20 protein-coding genes are annotated in these 22,684 nt (G+C 59.3%); 11 read left to right on the forward strand and 9 right to left on the reverse strand.

The features are described 5' to 3' along the window. Positions 1-8: 8 nt before the first annotated feature. Complete coding sequence (locus tag E5790_RS00525; protein ID WP_136191657.1) at positions 9-1,295, reverse strand: alpha/beta hydrolase; 1,287 nt, start codon at positions 1,293-1,295, stop codon at positions 9-11. A 283-nt stretch (positions 1,296-1,578) separates the two neighbouring features. On the opposite strand from E5790_RS00525, the gene E5790_RS22030 reads away from it, so the two are divergent. Together E5790_RS22030 and E5790_RS00535 are read left to right on the forward strand one after the other, a co-directional pair. Beyond that, positions 1,579-1,818 (forward strand): DUF4180 domain-containing protein, encoded by a 240-nt coding sequence (locus E5790_RS22030; RefSeq protein ID WP_229653753.1) that lies wholly within the window; start codon positions 1,579-1,581, stop codon positions 1,816-1,818. Positions 1,819-1,915: 97 nt separating this feature from the next. Next, complete coding sequence (locus E5790_RS00535) at positions 1,916-2,680, forward strand: hypothetical protein (RefSeq protein ID WP_136191658.1); 765 nt, start codon at positions 1,916-1,918, stop codon at positions 2,678-2,680. Here the strand turns inward: E5790_RS00535 and E5790_RS00540 are convergent. Together E5790_RS00540 and E5790_RS00545 are read right to left on the reverse strand one after the other, a co-directional pair. Beyond that, the gene (locus E5790_RS00540; RefSeq protein WP_136191802.1) at positions 2,677-3,459 is read right to left on the reverse strand and encodes a 3-hydroxybutyrate dehydrogenase; all 783 of its coding nucleotides are present in this window, start codon (positions 3,457-3,459) and stop codon (positions 2,677-2,679) included. The genes E5790_RS00535 and E5790_RS00540 overlap by 4 nt on opposite strands. Before the next feature lie 61 nt (positions 3,460-3,520). Beyond that, positions 3,521-4,030, reverse strand: coding sequence for an SEL1-like repeat protein (locus E5790_RS00545; protein WP_111205478.1), 510 nt, complete (start codon positions 4,028-4,030; stop codon positions 3,521-3,523). A 136-nt stretch (positions 4,031-4,166) separates the two neighbouring features. Here E5790_RS00545 and E5790_RS00550 point away from each other — a divergent pair, with 136 nt between their 5' ends. Further along, on the forward strand, positions 4,167-5,543 hold the full coding sequence (locus tag E5790_RS00550) for a M1 family metallopeptidase (RefSeq protein WP_136191659.1): 1,377 nt from the start codon (positions 4,167-4,169) through the stop codon (positions 5,541-5,543). A gap of 126 nt (positions 5,544-5,669) precedes the next feature. On the opposite strand, the gene E5790_RS00555 is transcribed toward E5790_RS00550, so the two are convergent. The 3 genes from E5790_RS00555 to E5790_RS00565 all read right to left on the reverse strand — a co-directional run bounded on the left by E5790_RS00555 (position 5,670) and on the right by E5790_RS00565 (position 7,898). After that, positions 5,670-6,149: a hypothetical protein gene (locus E5790_RS00555; protein WP_247594918.1), complete on the reverse strand. Its 480-nt coding sequence runs from the start codon at positions 6,147-6,149 to the stop codon at positions 5,670-5,672. A gap of 79 nt (positions 6,150-6,228) precedes the next feature. After that, a complete protein-coding gene (locus E5790_RS00560; RefSeq protein ID WP_111205455.1) occupies positions 6,229-6,960 on the reverse strand; it encodes a hypothetical protein in 732 nt (243 codons plus the stop codon). Between the two features lie 98 nt (positions 6,961-7,058). After that, the gene (locus E5790_RS00565; RefSeq protein WP_136191660.1) at positions 7,059-7,898 is read right to left on the reverse strand and encodes a type 1 glutamine amidotransferase domain-containing protein; all 840 of its coding nucleotides are present in this window, start codon (positions 7,896-7,898) and stop codon (positions 7,059-7,061) included. Positions 7,899-7,994: 96 nt separating this feature from the next. On the opposite strand from E5790_RS00565, the gene E5790_RS00570 reads away from it, so the two are divergent. The 4 genes from E5790_RS00570 (at position 7,995) to E5790_RS00585 (ending at position 12,071) form a co-directional block, all read left to right on the forward strand. Further along, the gene (locus tag E5790_RS00570) at positions 7,995-8,912 is read left to right on the forward strand and encodes a LysR family transcriptional regulator (protein ID WP_136191661.1); all 918 of its coding nucleotides are present in this window, start codon (positions 7,995-7,997) and stop codon (positions 8,910-8,912) included. Between the two features lie 551 nt (positions 8,913-9,463). Beyond that, entirely contained in the window at positions 9,464-9,820 is a 357-nt protein-coding gene (locus E5790_RS00575) for a hypothetical protein (RefSeq protein WP_136191662.1), read from the forward strand. 347 nt (positions 9,821-10,167) lie between these two features. After that, the gene (locus E5790_RS00580; protein ID WP_136191663.1) at positions 10,168-10,710 is read left to right on the forward strand and encodes an SLATT domain-containing protein; all 543 of its coding nucleotides are present in this window, start codon (positions 10,168-10,170) and stop codon (positions 10,708-10,710) included. Further along, positions 10,707-12,071: a reverse transcriptase domain-containing protein gene (locus E5790_RS00585; RefSeq protein WP_111205408.1), complete on the forward strand. Its 1,365-nt coding sequence runs from the start codon at positions 10,707-10,709 to the stop codon at positions 12,069-12,071. The genes E5790_RS00580 and E5790_RS00585 overlap by 4 nt, the downstream gene beginning before the upstream one ends. A 66-nt stretch (positions 12,072-12,137) precedes the next feature. Here the strand turns inward: E5790_RS00585 and E5790_RS00590 are convergent, their stop codons facing one another. From E5790_RS00590 to E5790_RS00605, 3 genes are all read right to left on the reverse strand, one after another. Beyond that, positions 12,138-13,115, reverse strand: a complete 978-nt coding sequence (locus E5790_RS00590; protein ID WP_136191664.1) for a hypothetical protein — start codon at positions 13,113-13,115, stop codon at positions 12,138-12,140. A 376-nt stretch (positions 13,116-13,491) separates the two neighbouring features. Beyond that, positions 13,492-14,778 (reverse strand): type II toxin-antitoxin system HipA family toxin, encoded by a 1,287-nt coding sequence (locus E5790_RS00595; protein ID WP_111207087.1) that lies wholly within the window; start codon positions 14,776-14,778, stop codon positions 13,492-13,494. A gap of 690 nt (positions 14,779-15,468) precedes the next feature. After that, complete coding sequence (locus E5790_RS00605) at positions 15,469-17,184, reverse strand: hypothetical protein (RefSeq protein ID WP_136191665.1); 1,716 nt, start codon at positions 17,182-17,184, stop codon at positions 15,469-15,471. A gap of 760 nt (positions 17,185-17,944) precedes the next feature. Here E5790_RS00605 and E5790_RS00610 point away from each other — a divergent pair. The 4 genes from E5790_RS00610 (at position 17,945) to E5790_RS00625 (ending at position 22,676) form a co-directional block, all read left to right on the forward strand. Further along, positions 17,945-19,192, forward strand: coding sequence for a dsDNA nuclease domain-containing protein (locus E5790_RS00610; protein ID WP_111206830.1), 1,248 nt, complete (start codon positions 17,945-17,947; stop codon positions 19,190-19,192). Further along, entirely contained in the window at positions 19,192-19,740 is a 549-nt protein-coding gene (locus E5790_RS00615) for an ABC-three component system middle component 4 (protein WP_111206831.1), read from the forward strand. Before E5790_RS00610 ends, E5790_RS00615 begins: the two co-directional genes overlap by 1 nt. 53 nt (positions 19,741-19,793) lie before the next feature. Continuing rightward, the gene (locus E5790_RS00620; protein ID WP_111206832.1) at positions 19,794-21,677 is read left to right on the forward strand and encodes an AAA family ATPase; all 1,884 of its coding nucleotides are present in this window, start codon (positions 19,794-19,796) and stop codon (positions 21,675-21,677) included. A gap of 261 nt (positions 21,678-21,938) precedes the next feature. After that, positions 21,939-22,676: a hypothetical protein gene (locus E5790_RS00625; RefSeq protein ID WP_111206834.1), complete on the forward strand. Its 738-nt coding sequence runs from the start codon at positions 21,939-21,941 to the stop codon at positions 22,674-22,676. Positions 22,677-22,684 lie beyond the last annotated feature (8 nt).

Raw genomic sequence — 22,684 nt, forward strand, 5'->3', positions numbered from 1 at the left:
CTGGCCGGTCAATCGCTCAATCTGCGCGAACGCCCATAACTGCCACGCACATCCTGCTTGATCCAATCGGCCAACAGGCGCAGGTAGCCGTCGGTGATCCGCGTCGACACCCGGTTGCCCTCGGCATCGGTGCGGAACTCGACCATGCCGTGGTCGGTATCCGGGAACAGGTAGGTGTCGATCGGTTGCCCCGACGCGCGCAGGTGCGACAGGATCGAACGCGTGGCGGCAATCGGCGCGGCGCGGTCCTGCTCGGCCAGCAGCCACAGCAACGGCACCTTCAGGCGGCGCAGCGCGGCCTCGGCGTCGTAGTCCCAAATCAGCTCCAGGTTGTCGAATCGCGCGCGACCGATCCGGCGCAGGTCAGCGTCACTCATGCGCAGCATGTCGCCGCTGTATTCGCCGCTGATGTTCTTTGCCCACGGTGCGGCACCGATCTGCGTACGCACCTTCGCCAGCGCCTCGAACCCTTCATTGAAATGCGTGCGCATCAACTGCGCGGTCGCGTCTGAAAGCTGCCCGACCTGCGCCAACGCCGCCGCATCCAGCTGCATGCGCCGTGCCTCATCGAACAACTGCTCGCGGTCCTCCTCGATGGGCGACACCACCAGCCCGAAGCCGATCGCCACGAAATCCGCCTGCGAGCGGGTCGCCGCCAGCGGCGCGATCCAGCCGCCTTGGCTGCCACCAAAGTAGCCGGCGCGGCCGAACCGGCCTCTCGCCAGTTCGCGCGCCTTGGCAAGCGCCGCCGCCGCGTCGTCGGCCAGCAGCTCGAAGTTCTGTGTGTACTCGCCTTCCGAATCGCCGGTCCCACGCTTCTGGTAAGCGAAGACCGAAATCCCCTGCGCCACCAGCATGCGCTGGTAGATGGCCGCCGCCGCCATCGTGCGTTCCGAGCCGTGCACCAGCACCACCAGCGGTCGCGTCGGGTCGGCCGGCCCTGCCGGCTCGATCAACTGCCCAACCAGCTTGGTTCCCGCGCTGATGAACGTTGCATCGGTATCGCGGGTCGGCAGTCGCTGCCAGCGCTGCGTCGCTCCCGCAGACGACCTGAAGCTGACCACATCGTCGCTGCAGCTCACCGGCGCGTTGGCATCACCGGTGGCGCCACGTCGCCCGTCCACCATCAGATAGCGCTGCCCCGTGGCCGGTGCCGCAGCGGATGCGCCGAGCACCACGATGTTGCCCTGCCCGTCACCGTAGGCACTGGCCGTGCATAGCTCGGCGGCCGCAGCCGGCAGACCCGAGCACACCAGCACCGCCATCAACAACGAACGTCCTTTCCACCCTGCCATGCCCTTTCCCGGTATCGTGAACCCGCCTCGTGCGGGCGCCCGGCGCAGCCTAACGCGTTCGTTCGCCAGATTCATGCTGCATCTGCTTACTGTTGGCCTCTCCCATGGCCATACTGGGCGGACGATACGAACTTCAGAGCGCACCATGCACACACATGTCGAACAGATCGGCAGCACCCGCGTCCTGCGCAGCGCCGATACAGGCCCGCTGCTGGATGGCAACGCCCTGCGCGACCTGGTCGGCGATGCCCTTGGGCACTAGGCCGAGTGGATCGCCGTGCCGGTGCAGCGCCTTCCGGCAGACTTCTTCGAGCTGCGCTCCGGCATGGCCGGGCAATGGCTGCAGATGCTGGTGAACTACCGCCTGCACTTCGCCGTCCTGGGCGATGTCAGCGGCTACCGCGCACAGAGCGAATCACTGGACGCGTGGATCACCGAATGCAACCGCGGCCGCGACGGCTGCTTCGTGGCCGGCTGGGACGCCCTGCTGGCGCGCCTTTCGGCCCCCGCCAGCGCCGGCTGAACGCCGCCCCCACGCTCACCCTCACCGAACCGGGTTCCGACCGGGCTCCGACGCCGCGCGCTGCAGCATCACCGGCAGGCTCCCCGGGCGACGTTCGATGCGTGCTCCAGACGCAGATTCCCTGCACAGCAAAGTGGCGGCGGTCACTCTCGGTTTCTGGGTGATGAAGATCGCCGCCACCACCCTCGGCGAGACTGCGGGTGACCTGCTGTCGATGACGCTCAACCTCGGTTACGTGGCCAGCTCGGCCATCCTGCTGGCAATCTTTGCCGGCCTGCTGGGCATGCAGTTGTCGGCGCGGCGCTTCCACCCAGTGCTGTTCTGGTCGGTGGTGCTGGCGACCAGCACCGCCGGCACCACCCTGTCCGACCTGATCGACCGCACGCTCGGCCTGGGCTACGCCACCGGCGCCAGTCTGCTAGCCGGCTGCCTGGCGCTGGTGCTGCTGGCTTGGCGGGTGTCGGAAAAGTCGATCTCGGTCAGCAACATCGCATCGCGCCGCGCCGAAGGCTTCTACTGGACCGCCGTGCTGTTCTCCAACACGCTCGGCACCGCGCTGGGTGATTTCCTCGCCGACGATTCCGGGCTGGGCTTCACCGGCGGCGCACTGCTGATCGGCACCCTCATCGCGCTCACCGCACTGGCCAGCCGCATCAAGGGCATCGACCGGGTCATCCTGTTCTGGATCGCCTTCGTGCTCACCCGCCCGTTCGGTGCCACCTTCGGCGATCTGCTCACAAAGCCGCTGGAAAAGGGCGGCCTGGGCTTCGGCACAGTCGGCTCGTCGCTGGTGCTGTTCACCCTGCTCGCCACGCTGGTGGCACTGCCGATGCTGCAGCGCAAGGCGCAGCCAGCCAGCTAGCGCGCCGTCCAGCCCCCATCCACCGGCAGCGCCGTTCCGGTGATCTGCGCCGCAGCGTCCGAGGCCAGGAACACCACCGTCTCACCCAGCTGATCGGGCGTCACGAACTGCAACGACGGCTGCTTCTCAGCCAGCAGCGCACGCGCGGCGGTCTCCTGATCCGTGCCTTCGCGCTCGGCCAACGCGGTGATCTGCTGCTCGACCAGCGCCGTCCGCACCCAGCCCGGGCAGATCGCATTGGCGGTAATGCCGGTACCCGCATTCTCCAGCGCGGTCACCTTGGTGAACCCCACCACGCCATGCTTGGCCGCCACGTAGGCCGACTTGTTCACCGAGCCCACCAGCCCGTGCACCGACGCAATGTTGATGATGCGGCCGGCGCCCTGCTGCTTCATGTGGGGCAAGGCCGCCGCCGTTGCATGGAACACCGCCGAGAGATTCAGCGCCAGAATCGCATCCCACTTTTCGACCGGGAATTCCTCGATCGACGCGGTGTGCTGGATGCCCGCGTTGTTTACCAGGATGTCGATGCGCCCCATCGTCGCGACGGCGCGATCGATCATCCCGCGCACCGCCTCGCCATGGGAAAGGTCGGCGCCGTCATGCGCCACGCGCACGCCGAACTCGGCTTCCAGTTTGGAACGGATGCGTTCGATTTCCGCCGCATCGCCGAAGCCGTTCAGCACGATATCGGCGCCTTGCCGGGCCAGCGCGGTCGCAATGCCAAGACCGATACCGCTGGTGGAGCCGGTGACCACCGCAACCTTTCCAGAGAACATGGGTGAGCTTCCGTCGGGCATAGGCAGCCAGTGTAACGTCACCGGCCGCCGCACCCTCCTCCTACGTGCCCACGTCCAATGAATACGCCAGCAGGAACTCCCTGGCGTACTCATTCCCCGCCTGCGCCGAAGCGCGGATCAGGTACACCGCACGTGGCACGTCACTGGGGACACCCTTGCCATGGAACAGCGCCAGGCCAAACTCGTACATGGCCGACGGATAGCCGGCCTCCGATGCCCGCTCAAAATGCGCGGCCGCCCGCATGACGTCCTGCTCGACGCGGTCACCGGTCAGCAGGCACAGCCCTACCGCATGGATCGCCGGGATATAGCCCTTGTCTGCGGCCTGCTTGAGGGTCGCGAAGCTGTCCGCCTCGGCATGTGCGTGGTCCTCCCCCACAGGCATCGAGGAAGAGAGAAACAACGCTTCAGCACAGCCGCGTGCAAGCTGCGGGGCCAACAGCCGCCGCGCCTCGGCAATGTCACCACGGTCGAGCACCGCATCGAAGTCAGTTGTGAGCTGGGTTGGCATGTTCGTCATGGCGCAGGCGTCCTTCCTGTTCGCGGGCATCCATTCGCCCGGCTGACAGTATGCCTGCACCAGGCCAGGGCATTGCGCCAGCCCCACAAGACCGGGTGACCAGAAGACTCTCCGCGTCCATCGATGTTGGCCCTATAGTCAACGCCATCCACCCAAGGATGGCCCGATGAACCCCTGCAACGCCCTACTGCCTGCCGCCCTGATCGCGCTGCTCGCTCCCGCTACCAGCGTGGCCGCACCGGCCGCACAACCGGCCACACCGCTCACCACCGGCAGCGTGCGGCTGGATATTGCCAGCGGCCGTGTCGAGGGCGAGGTCTGCATGTCCAACCTCCCAGCCGAATCAAGGGGCGCGTTCGTACTCAACGCCGGCCTGAACGTCGCGCGGGTCTCCGACGGTGACGGCAAGCCGGTAGGGTTCGATGGCTGGTACGACCCGGGCGTGGATGGCGAGGCACGCGTCTACACCCTGGCCGGGCCCAACGCCACGCTCTGCGTGCAGTACGTGGGCGCGTTCCCGCTGTACCCGAAGCACGATGCCCTGGGCGACTTCAAGGGCATGATGGCCTTCAACGGCGACAGCGCCCGCTTCACCGAACAGTCCGCGTGGCTGCCGCAGTCATTCGACCCCACGGCCCGCGTGCGCAGCAACGAAAGCCGCTACGACCTGCAGGTGGACTGCGCCGGCTGCCGCTTCCTGTATCTCAACGGCAGCCCGGCCATCGAAGGCGCGCAGGGGCGATTCCGCAGCGACAACGCGCGGCCGATCCTGTTGTTCGGCGGCAGCGGCCCGATCACCCGCACCGCGCAGGTCACCATCCTCAACGAGACCCTGCCCACGGCCAAGGTCGATGCACTGTCCAGCACGGTGCAGAAGGTAGCCGACGTGCACAGCCGCTACATGGGCATGCCGCTGGCCGACCGCCCCACCTTCCTGCGCATGGTCACGCTCAACCAGATCGAGCGCGATCGCGAAGGCAGCGAATGGGGCTTTGCCACCTGGCCCACCATCGCCATGAGCGGCAGCATCAGCAACGTGGCCGACTCTCTGCTGACTGGTGGCGAACATGCCGAACGGCGCGTGCAGTACATCGCACACGAAATGGGCCATTACTATTTCGGCACACTGAACCATCCGCAGGGGCCGTATTTCTGGGTGCTGCTGGAGTCCAGCGCCGAGTTCCTGTCGATCAAGGCGCTGCGCGAGATCAGTGGCGATGCCGCGGCCGATCGCTATATTGCGCGACTGCAATCGGCCATCGACACGCAGGACAAGCCGCTGCCAGCATTCGATGCCATCGACAGCAACTCCGATCTGGGCGAGATGTATCGCTACGTCTATGCCCCCTTGCTGTTGCTCTCGCTGGAGAAACAGGTGGGGGAAGCGAAGATGCAGGCCTTCATGCGCGGGCTGCTGGCCGCGCCGTCGCCGAGGAACTGGGCCGAGCTGCAGGGCATTGCGCTGAAGGCCGGCATCGATGGCAAGACCTGGGAGCGCTGGCGGGCAAGCTGTGTGGCTGGCGGCAGGCAGAGGTGCCAGTAGATCCACGCCATGCGTGGATTCACTCCCTCAACGCCCGCACAACTGAATCGCCCAGCACCGTGGCCAAGGCAACTCGCCCCCCTGGCCCTCCATTTGCCAATCAGCGCCGCTGATGTCCCCGCGCAATCAGAAGAACAGACCCGCCTGATCCACAGTCGCCAGTGGATTGGCCTTCCGCACCGCCTCCAGGAAGAGCAGGAAATCGCGATTGAACAGCGTCAGGTTGTTGGTGAACGTTACGCACTTTCTGCCCGATGCTTTGCTGAAGCACACCTGCCACACATAGCGCCCGTAGATCTTGTCGGAGGTGCGAGTGACTGAGGTGATGTGCGAAAGCGGAACCGCCGTGGGCACCGGGCCACGCCGCAGGTAGAAGAACTCCGCATCAAAGAAGTAGTGCTCCCGATCCTCTTTTCCATCCACCATCACCAAGGTCATGGACCTGCCGGAAATCCGGCGCGGGGCATGCAAATGCAGCCCCGATTTCACAGACGAGCGAGCAGTTGCTGACATCCGCCGAAGGGTGAACCAGAGGATCACCAACGGAAGGGCCGCGAGGACAATGAAACCTACGGTCTTCAAAACAGTTTCCATCGTGCTGGGCACACAGATCTCCAGGATGAACTTTCAGGCGATACCCAAGTAGATCCACGCCACGCGTGGATGACTCTCCCTCAACGCCTTTTCACTTCCAATGATCCGGCCCCAGGAACGGCAGGCTCAACACAAACACCGGAACCGCCACAGGAACCAGCGCCGCGCCCAGCACCTTGCCCGCCGCCGACCCCACACCCGGCTTGTCCTCCCTCTCCGGCAGGATCCGCTGCGCCCGCGCATTGATCGGCTGTGCCAGCTTCCCCTTCTCCGCCAGTGCCACAGCATCCGGCAACTGCACCTGCTCGCCGTCGCCCTCGAACAGCGCGCTGTAATAGCTGCCGCCCTTCCTTGAAAGATTGCAGGCGCGATCAAACGCCAGCGCGTAGCGGGTCCGGTCCATCGGCAGGTAGTAGCGCGCCCGCTCCTCCACGGCCTTGGCCTCACGCGGGGGGACCTCAATCCGCTCCAGCTTGAACTGCGCGGCCTGCTCCGCCGTCACCTGCTCCGGCCGCAGCAGCAGCGCATAGCTGCCGTGCACCTTGGCCTTGTTGGCCAGGTCGCGCCAGTCTTCATGGAAGTACATCTGCGCGCAGGCCACCGCCTCGCGCAGCGGGCTGTCCATCAGCGCGCGGTACTCGCGGAACGGCGCGGCATTGAAGCGCATCGGCTCGTCATAGTGCGGCAACAGGTACAGCTGGCCGTCGTCGGCCACGAACGCACTGGTGATCTCGCGGCTTGAGGCGTGCTCCTCCGGGCCACTGGCACAGCCGGACAGCAAGCCAAGGCACAGGGCGGAGAGAATGAAAAAAGACGTTCGCATGTCGTGTTCGAGGGCTTCCCTGGGAAAACGGCCCCGCCCGGAAGGGCGAGGCCAGCCCATCATGGTGCCACGGCACCGCATGCGATGCAGAAACCGCCTTACCTCAACCGCTCCACCAACCGCTGCCCCACCTCCAGCGCCGAAGCCGGGTTCTGCCCGGTAATCAGCTCGCGGTCCACCACCACATGCCCCGTCCACGGCGTAGTGTTGCTGCTGAACCGCGCACCCGCCCGCTGCAACGCGGTCTGCGGGTAGAACTTCATCTCACCGCCGCCCAGCAGCGGCTTGGCCTGCGCTTCTTCCTGGTTGCTGATCACCGTCATCTGGTAGCCGCTGTAGATCCACTTCGGCATGGCCGGCATCGCACCCGCTTCCAGCTTCGCCACGAACCCAGCGGCATCCGGCAGCGTGGACAGCAGCGCGATCGGCCCGTGGCAGACCAGCGCGGTGGTCTTGCTGCGCTGGTGGAAGTCGGCCAGCAACCGGCCCAGCGCCGGGCTCTTCAGCAGGTCCTGCATCGGCGCGTGGCCACCGGGAATGTAGACCGCATCGAAACGCGCGTAGCCCTGCTGCTCGATGCGCGCCAGGCTGACCACCGGCGAGGCCGTCGGCGAGGTCAGCACCAGTTCCTCCAGCAGCTCCTTGTGCAGCCTCAGCTGCGCGGCATCGTTGCCGAAGTACGCCGGCGTCACCGAGGACGCATCCACCGTCGGCGCCCGCCCCTGCGGCGTGGCGAAGGTCACCTCGTGGCCCGCGTCCAGCAGCAGCTTGACCGGCTGCATCAGCTCGTTGAGATAGAAGCCGGTGGACAGCACCTTGCCGTACTTCAGGTCCAGGTGGTTTTCGTCGGACAGCACCACCAGCACGTTGGCGGCATGCGCGCCGGTCGCGGCCAGGGTCAGGGCCAGCGCTGCGGCCAGCCGGGTCATCAGGTTCATGGGGAGCTCCTATCGGGGAATGGCCGCCACTTTATTCATCGCCCCAGCGGCGATAAATTGGCCCCATCGCAAAACATCTGTTCCCCGGAGAGCCAAATGAGCCGCAAGTTCGACTACCTGGGCGATGTGGAGGTGTTCCTGGCGGTGGTCGAGCACGGCTCGTTCACGGCCGGCGCGGTGGCGCTGTCCACCACGCCCTCGGTGCTCAGCCGCGCGGTCACCCGTCTGGAAGCGCGGCTGGGCCGGCAGCTGCTGCAGCGGACCACCCGCCGCGTGGGCCTGACCGACGCCGGGCGGCTCTATCTGGAACAGGTGCGCATCGCCTTCGGCCTGCTGGACGACGCCGAGCGCGACGTACTGGCCCAGGACGGTGCCCTGGCCGGCCGCGTGCGCCTGAGCGTGCCCACCACCTATGGCCACTACCGGCTGCCGCCCGTGCTGGCGCGCTTTGCGCAGCAGTACCCGCAGGTGCAGGTGGAACTGAACATCACCAACCGCAACGTGGACCTGGTGGCCGAAGGCTTCGACCTGGCCATCCGCCTGGGCCAGCTGCCGGACAGCGGGCTGGTGGGGCGGAAGCTGGAGGATGCGCCTTTGGTGCTGGTGGCTTCGCCGGACTACCTGCAGCGCCGCGGCACGCCGCAGACGCTGGACGACCTGCAGCAGCACCTGTGCCTGCCCTTCGTGATGCCGCGCACCGGGCGGTTGGCGCCGTGGGTGTTCCGCGACGGTGGGCGCGACGTGGACTGGCTGCCGCGCTCGTCCATCGAAACCTCCGACGATGTGCTGGGCGTGGTGTCGCTGGCCGAACAGGGCATTGGCATCTGCCAGAGCTATGCGTTCATCGTGCGCGAGCGGTTACAGCGCGGGCAGCTGGTGGAAGTGCTGCCGCAGCTGAGCGGGCGGTCTAGGCCGTTCTCAGTAATCTATGCGCCGCATCGGCGGCAGTCGGCGGCGGCGCGGGCGATGATTGAGTTGCTGGTGGGGAATGCGGCGGAGGCTGGCGTTGTTTGAAGCTGCGAGCTTGTTAACAGTGTCGGGTTTGAACCGCTTTTCGGGATGTGCGGCTGATCGCGCGCCGTTACTTGGGGAGCCGGACTAAGAACTGTTGCAAAGCAGGCTGTCGCGCTATTCGCTTGTGGCGTGGGCGATTGCGCCAGTTTGATTCGCCATCAGCAGAGCAGCTGCGCGAATGCGTCTGCAGGCGTCGCGTGCTGCACGAATGGTGCGTGCAACAATAGTTCTTCGCTCTCGGATTCCGCGATTCCCTCGCGAATTTCTATTGGCATTCAGAGCGGCGGCGTAAACACCATGACGCGCCACCGACAACGGGTGGCCGGGTCTGCAAACCCGCATTGATGTACGCGTCTGTAGTTTGCGCTTGCCCGCCGGCACCGCCCTTAACCGGTGCCGGCGGGCAATCCGTCGGCCTTTCTGGCGGGCGGTGCGTGGGGATCTTCGGATCCACCGGTTCTATGACGCTACATCATCCCGGTTTGCAGCCATGCATCGTCCGCCACCTCTTCACGGTGGCGCTGTTAAGCACAGCCACGGAAGCCGACGCCATGAACGAATCCGACACCTTCTCCTCGTACACCGTTGTTGAACCCATCAACGACGACACTCCCCTGCCCGACCTGAACTCCCTGCTCGGCATCCTCAAGCGCATGCGCGGCTGCGAGGGCGCCGATGGGCACCCGTGGCCAGAAACCGATGTATCACCCGGCCGACGCGTCAGCCTGGCCAGGAGCGAGCGCGCGATGGTGGGAGCGCTGACGGTGCTGGAGCTACTGCACGCGGCGGACCGCTGCCGGGTGGCAGCGGACCCGGAGCGGCATTTGGATGAGGGGGTTGTGGATGGGCTGTTTCTAGCTTGTCGGGGGTTGGTTGAGTGGGGTTGTCGGGAGATTAGGCCGGAGTAGGTGTGGTGCTCATCTGCCCCATGCCACTATTACCGACGATATTAGGTTCACTTCATTTGCAATAGCTGTAGGAGTAGGCAAGCGTCCTAGATGCCCCCGACTATGGCAGCTTAGGCCGAGTGATCGCACCATATGCCCGCCCCACTTTGGCTTGGGCACCCATCTTCCTATTCAGAAGGTTTAACCGTAAGATCGGCCTCGGGGGCAGGCATTTCCTCTCGCCTAGGCGAGGGCGGCACTAATAAGTAACAGCTTCGGCTGTTGGGCTCCGGCCTACTGATCCTTTGGGATGTTCAACGGTAACCAAGACTCCCTGCCCCCTCTTTTTCTTTTTCTTGGAGAGGGTCGTGAGGGACAAGATCTGGTTCACCTACAAGGCTCGAATAAAAGCTCACGAACGACTGGAGCGAATGGATTTCCATTCGCAACTCCTTTTGGTCTGGTACGCAATTCTGAGCTCGATCCTAGCCATTCTGAGCATCAGATATCCAACTATACTTGGCGATAACACCGACATATTGGGCGCCATACTTTCAATTGGCCTACTAGCAATCTCACTATCTGTAACGAACAGGGATTTCAGAGGCCGTGCCATGCTGATGCGAGGGAACTACTTGCATTTGCAGAAACTTTACAACGACATCCAGCCAACCGGTCCAACTCTCGCAGAGCAAGATTTGTACGCCGGACTGCTCAGGGACAGCGAGAATCATACATCAATGGATGACATCTTGGCGCGAGTGTTATCCACTGGTCTGACAAGCAGAATTCCCACCAAAATTGAGTACGCAAGAGGCATCGCATCAATAATACTTAGGTACATATTGATAATAACCCTCTATGCCACCCCTTTAATTGCAGCGTACTGCGCAATGGATACTTACCAATGAAGGCCCCTGAGAGTTTCAGAGCCAGGTTCTCGAAGGATCACTTGATCGAGATATACGCGGAGCGCATATCAAAGTCTTCAGCCATCGGAATCGACCGAGTAAAGCCTTCGACCCTAGGAGAAAGACTCGGGGATGAAATTTCGTTAATTAATTCAAAGATCATCCAAGGCAAGTACAAGTTTACGGCCTATAAAGAGAAGCTCATATCAAAAGGCTACAACTCAAAGCCGCGACAAATTTCAATTCCAACTGTCCGAGACCGTATAACATTGCGCGCACTTTGCGAATGCTTGGGCGACGTCTATCCCGAAGCCAAGCTTAAATTGCCCCACATCGCGATCGAGACACTCAAGGAGAAACTATCATCCGGCGAATTTTCCGAGTTCGCTAAGATAGATCTTCAAGGATTTTATCCATCCATTCCGCACAAGCTAGTTCTTGGAAGCACCTGGAAGAGAATCAGGAAAATCGAAATTCGATCTCTAATCCGAAGTGCCATCACGACACCGACAGTGCCAGAATCAAAAACATCGAAGGGCCTAAAGCCTACCGCAATAGGTGTGCCCCAAGGCCTCGCAGTTTCCAATCTACTGGCCGAGATATCAATGATTGAAGTAGATAAACACTTCAATTCGATTGAGGGAATCTGGTATTGCAGATACGTCGACGACATACTCATTCTGACGTCAAGTGATCAGGCAGCACCGACCGCCAGTGAGATCATCACTAGGCTTAAGAAAATGGGTCTCAAGGCCCATGAGCCAGGAGGAGACTCAAAAACAAAGATAGATAAACTAAACCAAGAGTTCAGCTTTTTAGGCTACCTCATCAGCAGCAATAGAATTCGAATTCGACGCGAGAGCATACTGAGATTTGAATCTTCAATTGCGAAAATTCTTACAGCCTACAAGCACAAGGCCTCAGCAGCCCGGAGCGATGCCGAGAGATCCAGAGCCCTCGCATACTGCAAGTGGAAAATAAATCTAAGAATCACGGGATGCACCTTCAACAACAAAAGACTCGGATGGGTTTGCTATTTTTCACAGATCACAGAAACATCACAGTTGCGCGCCGTAAACTGGACAATCTCCAAGCTAATGAATCGCTTTGGGCTAAAGGATAAATTCAAACCCAAGTCCCTTATCAAGACATACTACGAGCTCAGTGGAAAGAGCTTGGAGGCTGGGAGCTACATCCCAAACTTCGACAATCTTAGCGCCGCACAGAAGCGCGAGCGCCTATCAATGTGGCTTGGAGAGCGCGTAGCCGCAATGTCAGACGAGAAAGTAGACCGACTCCTCACTTTAAAAATTACAAAGGCAGTGAGAGACTTGGAGTCCGACATCGTGCACGCGTACTAGAATTTCTAAAATTTCATGTAATTGATAATTAATTATCAATTGCCCCTTCAGTCCCTAGACACTAAATCACGCGCAATGAAACCTTGAAACCGCAGAATCAAAGTCGTCAAAATGCGCTCCATGCACAAGATAGGAAAAAACCTGACGAAGAATAGATCTTAGATGAATCGCATCACCCCAAATCGCCGGAGGGAATGGACAGTCCCCAAAGCGACTGGCCGGATGTATTGCAGATATCCTGTTCTCATAGAACTCACCAAGATATTTCTCAAAATCACCAGGTGCATCAAAGCCATAGGGTTCGTCAAAGACTCTGTGCAACCATCTGGCGGCGTCGTTCGCGGAGGGATTTGGGTTCCCTGCCTTGATTAGCTCCCTCTGGATCAGGGAGAACGAAGCATCCATCGCGATATAAATGGAGAGGACGGACTCCTCGCCAAACTCCTGATGGCACCCAAGCATGTCAGACTTCACCAGCGCCTGAATGCCGCGCATAAGGACGAGATTTCCCGGATCGATACTACGATATGAGCTTGGAAATCTACTCATCGCTACGGATTCCGAGCTCAGCAGATCATATCTCGCACAACCAATGGATGCGGGAGTACCTGCAGTTCCGTTCGGATTCAATAGGAAATCCGAAGAATTCAAAATACGAGATCTGATCAACTGGACGACATTAACGTCCGCCAGATCGAGTTCGTCCGGCTCCAAAACCAAATGCCGACCAATTACTGGGTACAGCCGCACCCAAGCTTCGTCAATCACCTGACAGAATAGTAATGACCCCAATATTCGAACTTGCGCGGGAGATGCCCATGCAAATTCCGAAAATGGCAATTCGTCGGCAACCGACCTCCATCCGCCGCACTTTACGACAGAAAATGCGATATCTTCATCCGCATGAAAGAAGCCGTCCTCACAGAAAAAAGTACCGAACGGATATGCCCCTCCTTCCGCACGGAAGATCATCAATCGAGCCTTTTTCTGAACGCCTCCTCGAGAATTTGCGATCGCCAATGATAATTCGCGGGGATGCTGCATCCTAAACCCCTTTCTCCTAGCCCGTGTTCGATCCGCAATCCCCGCCAGAATTTGCCCGAAGTTCTGGATCGCCCAAGTTCTTTCCACTTTAGAACATTTTCGAAATGTATCCACGAAGCCATGTAAACAACAAGGGCGCCTCTCGGCGCCCTCATTCTCTCAAATCACTCCCACTCGATCATCAACAGATCGCGCAAGTCTGTGTAGTTAAAGGAATTTTCGGTGATTGACATGAGTGAGTACCGCCCATTTTACCGTCGAGAGCATATATCTTCTGCGGCAGCTCACCTCATGGCGCCGAGGCGGCACCTTGAGACTGTCGATCACCTCTCATGATAGTGCGCAGAGACAGGGTCTGAGAACTCCCCCTCCGCCATCATCGCTTCAGACCCTTGCCAATTTCGCCCAGGCGCTTGACCACGGGATTGACTACCGTTGACCGTGCGCCGAACTGCTTTGCCAGGACGCCGAAACGGGCCGCCTGGGGAAGCATCCCATCGATGATCCTGGACGCATCGGGTGCTTCGATCCCATAGGAGTCGGCCAAGCGCAGAAGATCGCTCCTGGTGGGATCCCTTGCGTCCCCACCCGCAAATGTCAGGGTGTGATAGCCGCCCGGCCCCTGCATGTAGGTCAAGTCATAGGCCGGCGATAGCCCCCACTGCTGCCCTCCATCAAGGATGAAGGCAAAGTTCTTCGCATGATCATCGCGAACACTCATGACGGCATTAAAGACCGCCCGGCTGTAGGCCTGCTTGAATGCCGCTCCGGACATGCCTAGACGCGTCATGACCTGCGCGATGTTGACGTAGTCCAGGCCGATCTGTCTGTGCGAGAAGTGCATCAACCCTCCAAGGGTGTGGCAGAAGGTGGGATGCGGCCCCGCGCGGTCGAAGCGTCGCGTGGCAAACGCGATCTGACCATTGATGTCCAGCAAACTGCTATCCATCACCGCGATTCCCGCCTCCCTAGCGCATTCCATGCAGGCCTGTTCCAGTATCGGCGCATCAAGCGGCTCATCACGCGCCGCAAACTTGATCAGCCAAGAGGCGTAGCCAGGCGAAGGGGTTCGGGAGCTCGTGCGAGCTTGCTTCATGCCGGCATCCAGATCGAGCATGAGCTTCGGTCGAGCGCCTTGGGGAGAACTGCCGGCGGTCAGCAACTCGTTGGAGACGTCGTCCAGCATCCCTTCGATTGCAGCCTCCACCTCCTCACTCAAAGCCACCAGGGACACCTCCCCTTCGACCTCCTCCTCCATGGCCGGGCGGAAGCTCAAGGCGCCCCAGGCCCGATCGGCAATGAAAGCCAATCGAGCAGCTGGCGAGATGTACTGCGGGTCAATCCGCCGCCGGGCCATGGCCTTGTCCATTAGATAGCGCCCCCAGCCATCTGGAAGGGCGTCGTTCAACAGGCCTGGCAACCCCTCGTAATCCAATGGAAGGTTGGGCTGTTGCTCGCTAGACCAGACGCCGGCACCGGTCGGCAGCTTGAGCGGAGACAGATTGATACCCAGCTGAATTGCCTGATGGCTCCACTCAAAAAAGCTCCGTCCAGCACGCACCTCGTAGTTCAGGTGACCCACCAGTACCGGCAGCGGCAGGTGATGGGTCCAAACCTCCAATCGATGGACCGGAGACTCCAGCCAGGCGGTTTCGAGAATCATGCCCCCACCTTGCTCCTGACCCGCTTCTGAAGCGAAGCGGCCGAACTGGCATTTTCCACGTAGCGTTTGTGAGCGTTGAGGTTTGGAAAGTGGGGGGATTCAAGCACCCTGAGGAGGTCCGGGCCATGCCCAAACGCAAGCAGCAAGCGGAAAAGGCTCTCACCCGAGATAGGGTCACCCTTCTCCATCGCCTTTACGGTTTGCACGGACACGCCTGCTCGCTTCGCGACATCCGACTGACGCCACTCGAAAGCCACGCGCTGGCGTCGAAGGCGCTCTCCAATCTGCTCCGAGACGTCCGACATGGTGCTGAACGTCGGCTCGTTGCCCCTGCCCCCCCCTAGGAGGTCGTCTAGATTTTTCATTGCACAATGATAGCGCTCACTTTAAAGTATGTCAACGCATACCTTAAAAATGAACTTAACGTATGCCATTGGACACCTAAGGCACCCCGCCTGTCGCTCTCAATGGCGGGGCTTCAATAGTAAGGCGCACCACGACCCGGAACTTCATGGTGATGTGAACCTAGAACTAGCCGATCCGGCCCTCAACTGCGCAGACCGTGTGCACACCCAAGATCCTGATCCTTTGCAGACACTAATTCGCGAGCGGCTGGCGGTCCGTTGACCGGGACGTTATTGCCTGACTTCGGCCAAAGGCAGACGCCGTACCGATGCAGCGGCTTGGTAGTCAATCGAGCTTGATAGCGACACCGAAGATGGTGAGGATCCTTATGAAGGCTGTGTCGCATTCCCCTGCCAGCGCTGTGAAGTGCGCACGCAACGTGCCATGTTCAGTACGCGCCTGCTTGGACGCGGCCGTGCGCTCGGATGGCGCCCCATGGCCCTTCAGAACGCTACGCAGCTTGTGCAGCCGGGCAAGAGGCTCCATCACCACCTTCGCCTCCTCTGCGTTACAGCCTTGGGCTTCCAGATAGTCCTGCAACAGCCGCAGGGATTGCCACTGTTTGTCGATCATGCGTCCAGCTTCGGCAGCAAGCTTCTGCAGCGGCCTTTGCAGGAAGCCCTCCACCAGAAGCTGGTCTAGCGCGAGGATCTCATCGCCCCACTCCGATACCGAGTCGGTCGCGGGATACCGAGCCGCATCCGAAAGCTCGCTTCCGCGTGGCTTCCACCACGGCGGCGGCGCCTCGTCGAGTTGCCGGATCTTGTACTTGAGCATCTGCAGCGGGTCGTATTCACTACTGAACTGGCCTTGGAAATCGTTCTCCAACGCCCGCTTCGAAATTGGCGCCTTGGGCCACTCGTTGAAGGACCGCCAGTACAACTGCTCTTCGTAAGGCAAGTCAGCCAGATAGCCGATATAGGTGTGCACTTGGCCTGCTTCGTTGATGTCGTACGTTTTGAGGTACCAGGCGTTGCGACAGCTGATGGTGCGGTCGGTCAAGTCGTACTTCTCCGGATCGTTCTTGAAACGAGCCAGTACATCGGGTCGGAAGAAGACGGGCGAGATTTCATAGGGCTTATCGGACTGAGTGAAGTAGTTGGACAAGAACTCTGGCGCGCAGGAGGTCTCGACACTGCGCTGATTCTTCCAGTCCTGGATCTTGAACGTCGCATACTGCTTCGTTGTCGGGTCCTCTTCCTCTTTCCACTGCTGAATCAATTCATCCACAGTGACGGCCGCTCTCAGGATCATGCAACCGTTGGCATAGCTCGCATTTGTCGAGCGGCCGGCGCTGTAAAACAGATCGGGGCCCAGCTTGCGGCTCGATTGGCGATCCTGCGCCCATCCAGCGAAGTTATCGGGATCGAATCGAGTGAAATCGAACTTGATGACCAGCGACAGGTCCGACAACGCCATGTAGGTCGCCAGTTCCTTGATCAGCATCGTCACAACAACCGCGCCGGTTTCCGATTCCGGGGCTTTGAGCCAGATCACCCTGATTACGTCTTCAATATCTCCCTTACTATCGAGGCGCGAGTAAGCGCTACGCTCGGGCACCCAGTATAGTTCTAGGCTGTGCACCAGCTTCTGGCTCAGTTCGATAGGTGCTGGGCCGGTATCCACACCTGTGAACGAGCGGCGGAAGATCAGCTTCTCGCCTCCGACCAGCGACTTGCATCCCGGATGCGTCAGTGGCGGTTCGAGATAGATCCTGTGCCCCTGCCCTCCACCCCATGACTTCTGGATGCACCAACTGTCGTCTGACATCACGTGCGCACCGAGCAGGTCGGTCTGATCTGCCGGAGTAACCTGCGCCGTCGGGGCCAGGACCCCATGGATCAGCACCGCGCCCGCGCTGGCGTAGATCACCAGCTCCTCGCAAGTCGCGTTACTCTTCAGGAACTCAATGGCGCCCTCGGCATCCAGCAACCAGGCGGCTTTGTCCGGCTCGGCCGCCCAGGCGATGGCACGAAATTCCTTCTGGTCAAATCGTCTCACGTCATTGGTCTCCAAGTGCCCGGCCAACTTGCTCGAAGGCCCAATAGGTAATCGCGCCCATTACTCTCCAATCGAGACTAGGCGATTGCCGGTCCATGATGGAACTCATAGGCCACGCGGTTCATCACCAGCCGATTGATGCTTTCGATCTCCACCATTTGCGTTTCGGCTGCCATAGCGAACCGTTCTTGAACTGCTCTACGAAGTAGCCCCCCCCCCCCCCCAAGAGCCCAGAATAGACACGTCAACTGCTTGATTCGCCAAGGAACTACTGGTGCGCCTGCTGCCATTTCGAAAGAACGTTAAGACTGTACATCTTTTCCTAACCTAGCGAGCGAAACCAACTTGCTTGACGTCGCCACCCTACAGTCCAACCACACGCTGCCGACCGGTGGCTAATGGTCTGGACGGCCCGCCTGGAGGACGGACCGCTACTGCGACTACCTCTATATCGAAAGACACATCCCAATACTTTCCGACTGCTCCTGACGGTCGCGCCCGAAGTCTTCGCCAAAGTCATGGCCCGAGGTCTTCGAGCGTCAGACGAAACTGCCTGCAGAGTGCCCCGACAACCAGCGCTCACAGTGCGGCTACTCAGAGCGCTTATGCGAATCCATCAGCAACTTGCCAATTTGGCAATTTAACGATGAAATGAGTGCCATTGGGGATGTGAAAGCCCCCGCCGGCAGGCAGGGGGCACTCACTTCGCACGCATGCATGCTTGGAAGCAATGGCCCTGTAACGACAAATAGGGGGAAACATGTCGACAAAGGATTCTGCAAATCCCGCGCCGGATCAAGTTCTTGCATCTCATGATCCGGGCGATGAAACGGCGCGGCGATACAGGTTTCAGTACACTTGGGCAGCAATAGACTGCTGCATGCTCTTGGATGAAACACAAGATGTCGTTGAGGTTTTCTGCGAGCATCATGAAGATATCTTAATCAAGCATCGCAATAACACCTTCACCGGCGAGCAGGTAAAGACTCGAGAATCGAATCAGCCCATCTGGAAAGCGAGCGACCCGCAAGTAATGGGCGCATTTGCGCGCTTTGCCCAAATGGAAGATCAATACCCCGATCATTTTTGTGCCTACCGATTCCTCACCAACCATCCCCTCTACGTGGCGAAGAACGCCCAGTCACTCGGATACATCATCGCGACGATTGCCAAAGCGCAAGCGCTTTCGGATCTCCCATCCAACGCAAGCACATGGGTCAAGCGCATCGCGCGCGACGCAAAAGTTACGGAATCCGTGGCATTTCAAGCGCTAAAGAAGTGCTCGGCGACAGATAAGCTACCCAAGCTGACGGACTCACACATGCGCCTTATCCAAACCTTGGTTGAGTGTTGGCCGACAGCTTCTGATTGTGTACACACATCTGTCTCACGTGCCGCTCATTCCTTAATCGATGAGTGCGCGAGAGCATCATCCCTTGATCATGAGCAACTGCTTCCCGCTTATATAATTTCAAATGAAGCACAAGAAGTCAAAGTCCTATCACGCATCAATGGCAAGCGCATTACCGTTGATCGCCTATTGGCTATTCTCGACGATGGAATAAACGCCCCTGCCCCATTGTCTGGCGAGCCCTCAAAGTGGATCGAGCCTGGACAGGGCAGCACCGACTTGATGTTCAAGAAGCTTGATGCGGGCGGATTCTCGGCTGTCTCCCGGAGTTCGGCGGAGAACTTACGGGATAAAGCCGATTACCTCGGAATTACGTGGACGAAGAAGCTAGGTCGCGACAAAGGACTTGAGCGATACGACCATATCCGATCAATCGCTCTTACCGACGCTGCACGGGCCTTCGAAAATACCAAGAGCCATGGTGATCCATTTGGACCCACCATGCAGAAAGATCTGCTAGAGCGCTTCCAGAAGCGTAAAGCGCAAGGCGAACAACTGTTCGATTGCAGCATTGAGCACCTTGAGGGATTCACCTATTCACTCACCTCTCAGTGCAAGGTGCAGTGGAGCATTGACAGGCCTTGGGAAGATGATTGATGGACATCGTTAAAGCAGTCGCCGCCCTTGACGCTGCCCCGGGATTGCATTTAGCAAGAATCCTCTTATTGTTAAATGCCTTTTCTAAAGAAGATGATGAAGGTTCGATAGAGGGACTGACGAAGCTCGCCAAGCTGGACTTTCTCCTGCGCTACCCGGTGATGCTCGACAGGGCACTTCAGGCAAAGGGGAAGAGCACGAGAGAGGTTCAGTTGGAAGATCACGAGCGGCAGAGCGTGGAATCCGAGATGGTTCGATACCGATTTGGGCCTTGGGACCATCGTTACCGCGAATTCCTGAACATTCTGATAGCCAAAAATCTTGTTGCGGTGTCTATCGAAGGCAGAAAGGTAGTGATACTACTGACCAAGAACGGTCGGGAGATCGCACGCCAGCTTGCGGAGGACCCCTTGTTCGAGCCCTACGCGCGAAGGTCAGCACTACTGAAGCGAAACTTCGATTTGACAGGCACTAACCTGATGCGCTTCATCTATCAGACTTTCCCAGAAATCGTTTCGCTTCGTTCAAACAAGGCCATCCCCACGTGAAGATTCGACTTAAAAGACTGATCGTGACAACTCGCCACACAACGGAAGTTGTGATGTTCTCGCCATCCGTAACGTTCTTGTATGGCCCGGTGGGAACTGGGAAATCAACCGTTGCACGTCTCATCGACTACTGCCTCGGCGGGGAGCTGGAGCGCACACCAGCCGTCCAGAAGGAATTTGTCTCAGCACAATTGTTCGCGGATTTTGATGTCCACACATGCACGTTTGAGCGGTCAGCAACAGACACTCAGTACGTACGTGTCTCCTGGTCAGTTGGCGACAATGAGATCGAGTCGATAAATGCCCCGCTCGAGGCCGATGCCGCCACGCCCATCCTTGGGGACAGCGTGTACAATCTTAGCGACTTGCTATTCCATCTGTGCGGCGTAACTCCCATTAAGGTGCGTAAGCGAATGCGAGACCCGGACTCTCCGATGATCCGGCTCAGCTTCCGCGACATTTGGTGGTACTGCTACCTTGATCAGACCCATTTGGACTCGTCATTCTTCAGAATGGAGGATCCGTTCCGAAGTCGCAAGAGCCAGGATGCCATGCGTTTCTTTACGGGGCTTCATTCCGAACGACTTAGCGAACTAGAAACGGAGCTGTACCGCGCGATCGACCAGCAGAAGGGAAAGCGCGAGGCCGCACATCAGATCCGTGAGTTCATGGATCGGTTCGAGTTGGGCTCCGAGCTCGACGTCGAAAGCCGCATCGAGAATGCCAGACGGGAGCTTTCCGAGAGCGAGAGCCGCAGGAGCAAGCTGGAGCGCGAGCGTCTAGAAATTATCCATCCGACAGATCCCAAGCGCACGAAGTTGCGGGAAATGAGCGAGGAGCTTTCTGATCTTGGCGCAGCGATCAAGGAAACCGAAATTGCCATTTCTGAGCAGCGCGCGTTACGGGCCGAGCTGATCACAGCCAAAGTAAAGGCCGACCGTACGGAGCAAGCAGGCAAGCTCCTTGACGGCGTCAGCTACATGCGCTGTCCCGATTGCTCAACCGATATCTCTCTGCGGCAGGTCGAAACGGGCAAATGCAGGCTGTGCTGCTCGGAGACAGAGCTTAACGGCCCTATGGATAGCTTGGAACTTGAAGCTGCTCGCCGCGAGTTGAATGATCGCATCGATCAGCTCAACGACTCCATTCAACGACGAGAGCGAGCACTGGCGCAATCAATTCGAAATTTCAATATACTCAGAGCCGAGAAGATCGACCTTGACCGCGTTTTGCAGCAAGAGCTCTCCCACTACGACTCCGCCTTCATCGAGAGCGTTCGCTCTCTGGACCGTGAGAATGCGACGTTGACTGAGCGCATCCGTTCACTCGAGAAGCTCAGAAAGATGCCGGAATCAATCAGCGAGCTAGAAGATCAGGCGGCCCAACTTCAGGGTAAGATCGACCGTCTGAGGGCGGCCATCGAACTGGAGGGTAAGCACTTGCAGAATGCCGATGAGAATGCAGCCGCCATTGCCATTAATTTCAAGGCAGTCATGTTGTCCGTCGGCTTTCCAGGGGTTTCCGAAGAAGATGAAGTCATTGTCGATCCGCGCTCATGGCGCCCCGTTATCCTGCACGATGATCAGGAATGGACTTTCTGGGAAGCAGGGAGTGGTGGCAAGAAGACGCTCTTCAATGTTTGCTACGCATTGGCTGTCCACGAAACAGCTAGGGACCGCAATTTGCCTGTGCCGAATGTCTTGATCATCGACAGCCCTACCAAGAACATCAGCGAAGACATGAATCCCGACTTGGTCAAATCGCTGTATCGAGAAATCTATCGTCTTGCGTCTGGCGCCGGCGACAAGGCTATCCAGTTCCTGCTCATCGACTCCGACGTAGTGGAGCCTGAGGAATATCTTCCAAACTTTCTGCAAAGGGGGATGGCCGGAGTTGAGGGTGCTCCGAGTCTGATCCCTTACTACGAGGGACCGTAGGGGTGCCGTGGGGACGTTTGTTGCCCCACGCTGCGATCTCCCCCCTGGTCTTGCCAGCCCCCCGTTGGTCGGCCATGTCGATCGGGTCTCCCAGCCACCCTACCTCTCCTCACGCAACTCGAATCTACATGTCACCCCCCGGAAAAGGCAGGTGTTGGCAATATAGATCCTCAGCCGGCCGACAATCTCGGGATGTCCTGCTCCGACGCAATGAGATGCTCAGCCGCTACCCAACTCCGCCCCTTCCCTTTGGAGCAGAAGATGCATTTCACCTCAATGGGCAGAAACCTGGAGCGCATGCGCGCCGCTCTCACCGAATGGATGATTAAAGAGGAAATACTAGGAGACGCGTTCTTCGTCGACATCGAAACCTGGCGATCGCGAGGCGAGTCCTATGGTGACGACTCACTCCTAGTCTTGGCTTTCGATGGCAGCACACTTCATACCATGTTGAACTCCGGGGGGGACACCGAAGAATTCGACGACCTGATTGATTCGTTCGGCTTCGGGTATGAGCTTGGGCATTCTTGGAGCATGGGCTTCTACCCTATCGAAGGGTATGACTACTCTCGCCTCTCAGGCAGCTATTCGTCCAAGCTGCAAGATGAAAGATGGCGCAAGAAGGCAGCGGCTGTAAAAGCTCGCGCAGGACATCAATGTCAGGATTGCGGAGCCACGAAGCCCTTGGATGCCCACCACTGCTACTACGCGACTATGCGAGAAGGCTTTGAGCCTTGGGAATATCCACTTAGTGCCTTGCGCGCCTTGTGTCGCGAGTGTCACATACGGCGAGAGAAAGCGGAGATTCGGCTTCGCGCGTTTGCTGCATCTCTGACGAGCCAAGAACTCGACGCGCTGCGCCCCGCAATCAGTCACGCCATCTATTGGCACCAAACAAAGGCGGTGTTCTCGTCGCTCTCCGCTTTGGGGCCAGAAGAGCGACACCTTCAGGCAGCGCTGGAGATTCTCAGAAACGGCCGCAACGATCCTGACCGCTGAAGGGACGT

The organism is Stenotrophomonas sp. PAMC25021 (assembly GCF_004795795.1).
GTDB classification, from domain to species: domain Bacteria; phylum Pseudomonadota; class Gammaproteobacteria; order Xanthomonadales; family Xanthomonadaceae; genus Stenotrophomonas; species Stenotrophomonas muris.

What these genes read in the sequence shown, in the direction of transcription:
- E5790_RS00525 (WP_136191657.1), bottom strand. Translation starts at nt 1,295, where the DNA reads ATGGCAGGGTGGAAAGGACGTTCGTTGTTGATGGCGGTGCTGGTGTGC.
- E5790_RS00535 (WP_136191658.1), top strand. Translation starts at nt 1,916, where the DNA reads ATGCGTGCTCCAGACGCAGATTCCCTGCACAGCAAAGTGGCGGCGGTC.
- E5790_RS00540 (WP_136191802.1), bottom strand. Translation starts at nt 3,459, where the DNA reads ATGTTCTCTGGAAAGGTTGCGGTGGTCACCGGCTCCACCAGCGGTATC.
- E5790_RS00545 (WP_111205478.1), bottom strand. Translation starts at nt 4,030, where the DNA reads ATGCCCGCGAACAGGAAGGACGCCTGCGCCATGACGAACATGCCAACC.
- E5790_RS00550 (WP_136191659.1), top strand. Translation starts at nt 4,167, where the DNA reads ATGAACCCCTGCAACGCCCTACTGCCTGCCGCCCTGATCGCGCTGCTC.
- E5790_RS00560 (WP_111205455.1), bottom strand. Translation starts at nt 6,960, where the DNA reads ATGCGAACGTCTTTTTTCATTCTCTCCGCCCTGTGCCTTGGCTTGCTG.
- E5790_RS00565 (WP_136191660.1), bottom strand. Translation starts at nt 7,898, where the DNA reads ATGAACCTGATGACCCGGCTGGCCGCAGCGCTGGCCCTGACCCTGGCC.
- E5790_RS00570 (WP_136191661.1), top strand. Translation starts at nt 7,995, where the DNA reads ATGAGCCGCAAGTTCGACTACCTGGGCGATGTGGAGGTGTTCCTGGCG.
- E5790_RS00575 (WP_136191662.1), top strand. Translation starts at nt 9,464, where the DNA reads ATGAACGAATCCGACACCTTCTCCTCGTACACCGTTGTTGAACCCATC.
- E5790_RS00585 (WP_111205408.1), top strand. Translation starts at nt 10,707, where the DNA reads ATGAAGGCCCCTGAGAGTTTCAGAGCCAGGTTCTCGAAGGATCACTTG.
- E5790_RS00590 (WP_136191664.1), bottom strand. Translation starts at nt 13,115, where the DNA reads ATGCAGCATCCCCGCGAATTATCATTGGCGATCGCAAATTCTCGAGGA.
- E5790_RS00595 (WP_111207087.1), bottom strand. Translation starts at nt 14,778, where the DNA reads ATGATTCTCGAAACCGCCTGGCTGGAGTCTCCGGTCCATCGATTGGAG.
- E5790_RS00610 (WP_111206830.1), top strand. Translation starts at nt 17,945, where the DNA reads ATGTCGACAAAGGATTCTGCAAATCCCGCGCCGGATCAAGTTCTTGCA.
- E5790_RS00615 (WP_111206831.1), top strand. Translation starts at nt 19,192, where the DNA reads ATGGACATCGTTAAAGCAGTCGCCGCCCTTGACGCTGCCCCGGGATTG.
- E5790_RS00620 (WP_111206832.1), top strand. Translation starts at nt 19,794, where the DNA reads ATGTTCTCGCCATCCGTAACGTTCTTGTATGGCCCGGTGGGAACTGGG.
- E5790_RS00625 (WP_111206834.1), top strand. Translation starts at nt 21,939, where the DNA reads ATGCATTTCACCTCAATGGGCAGAAACCTGGAGCGCATGCGCGCCGCT.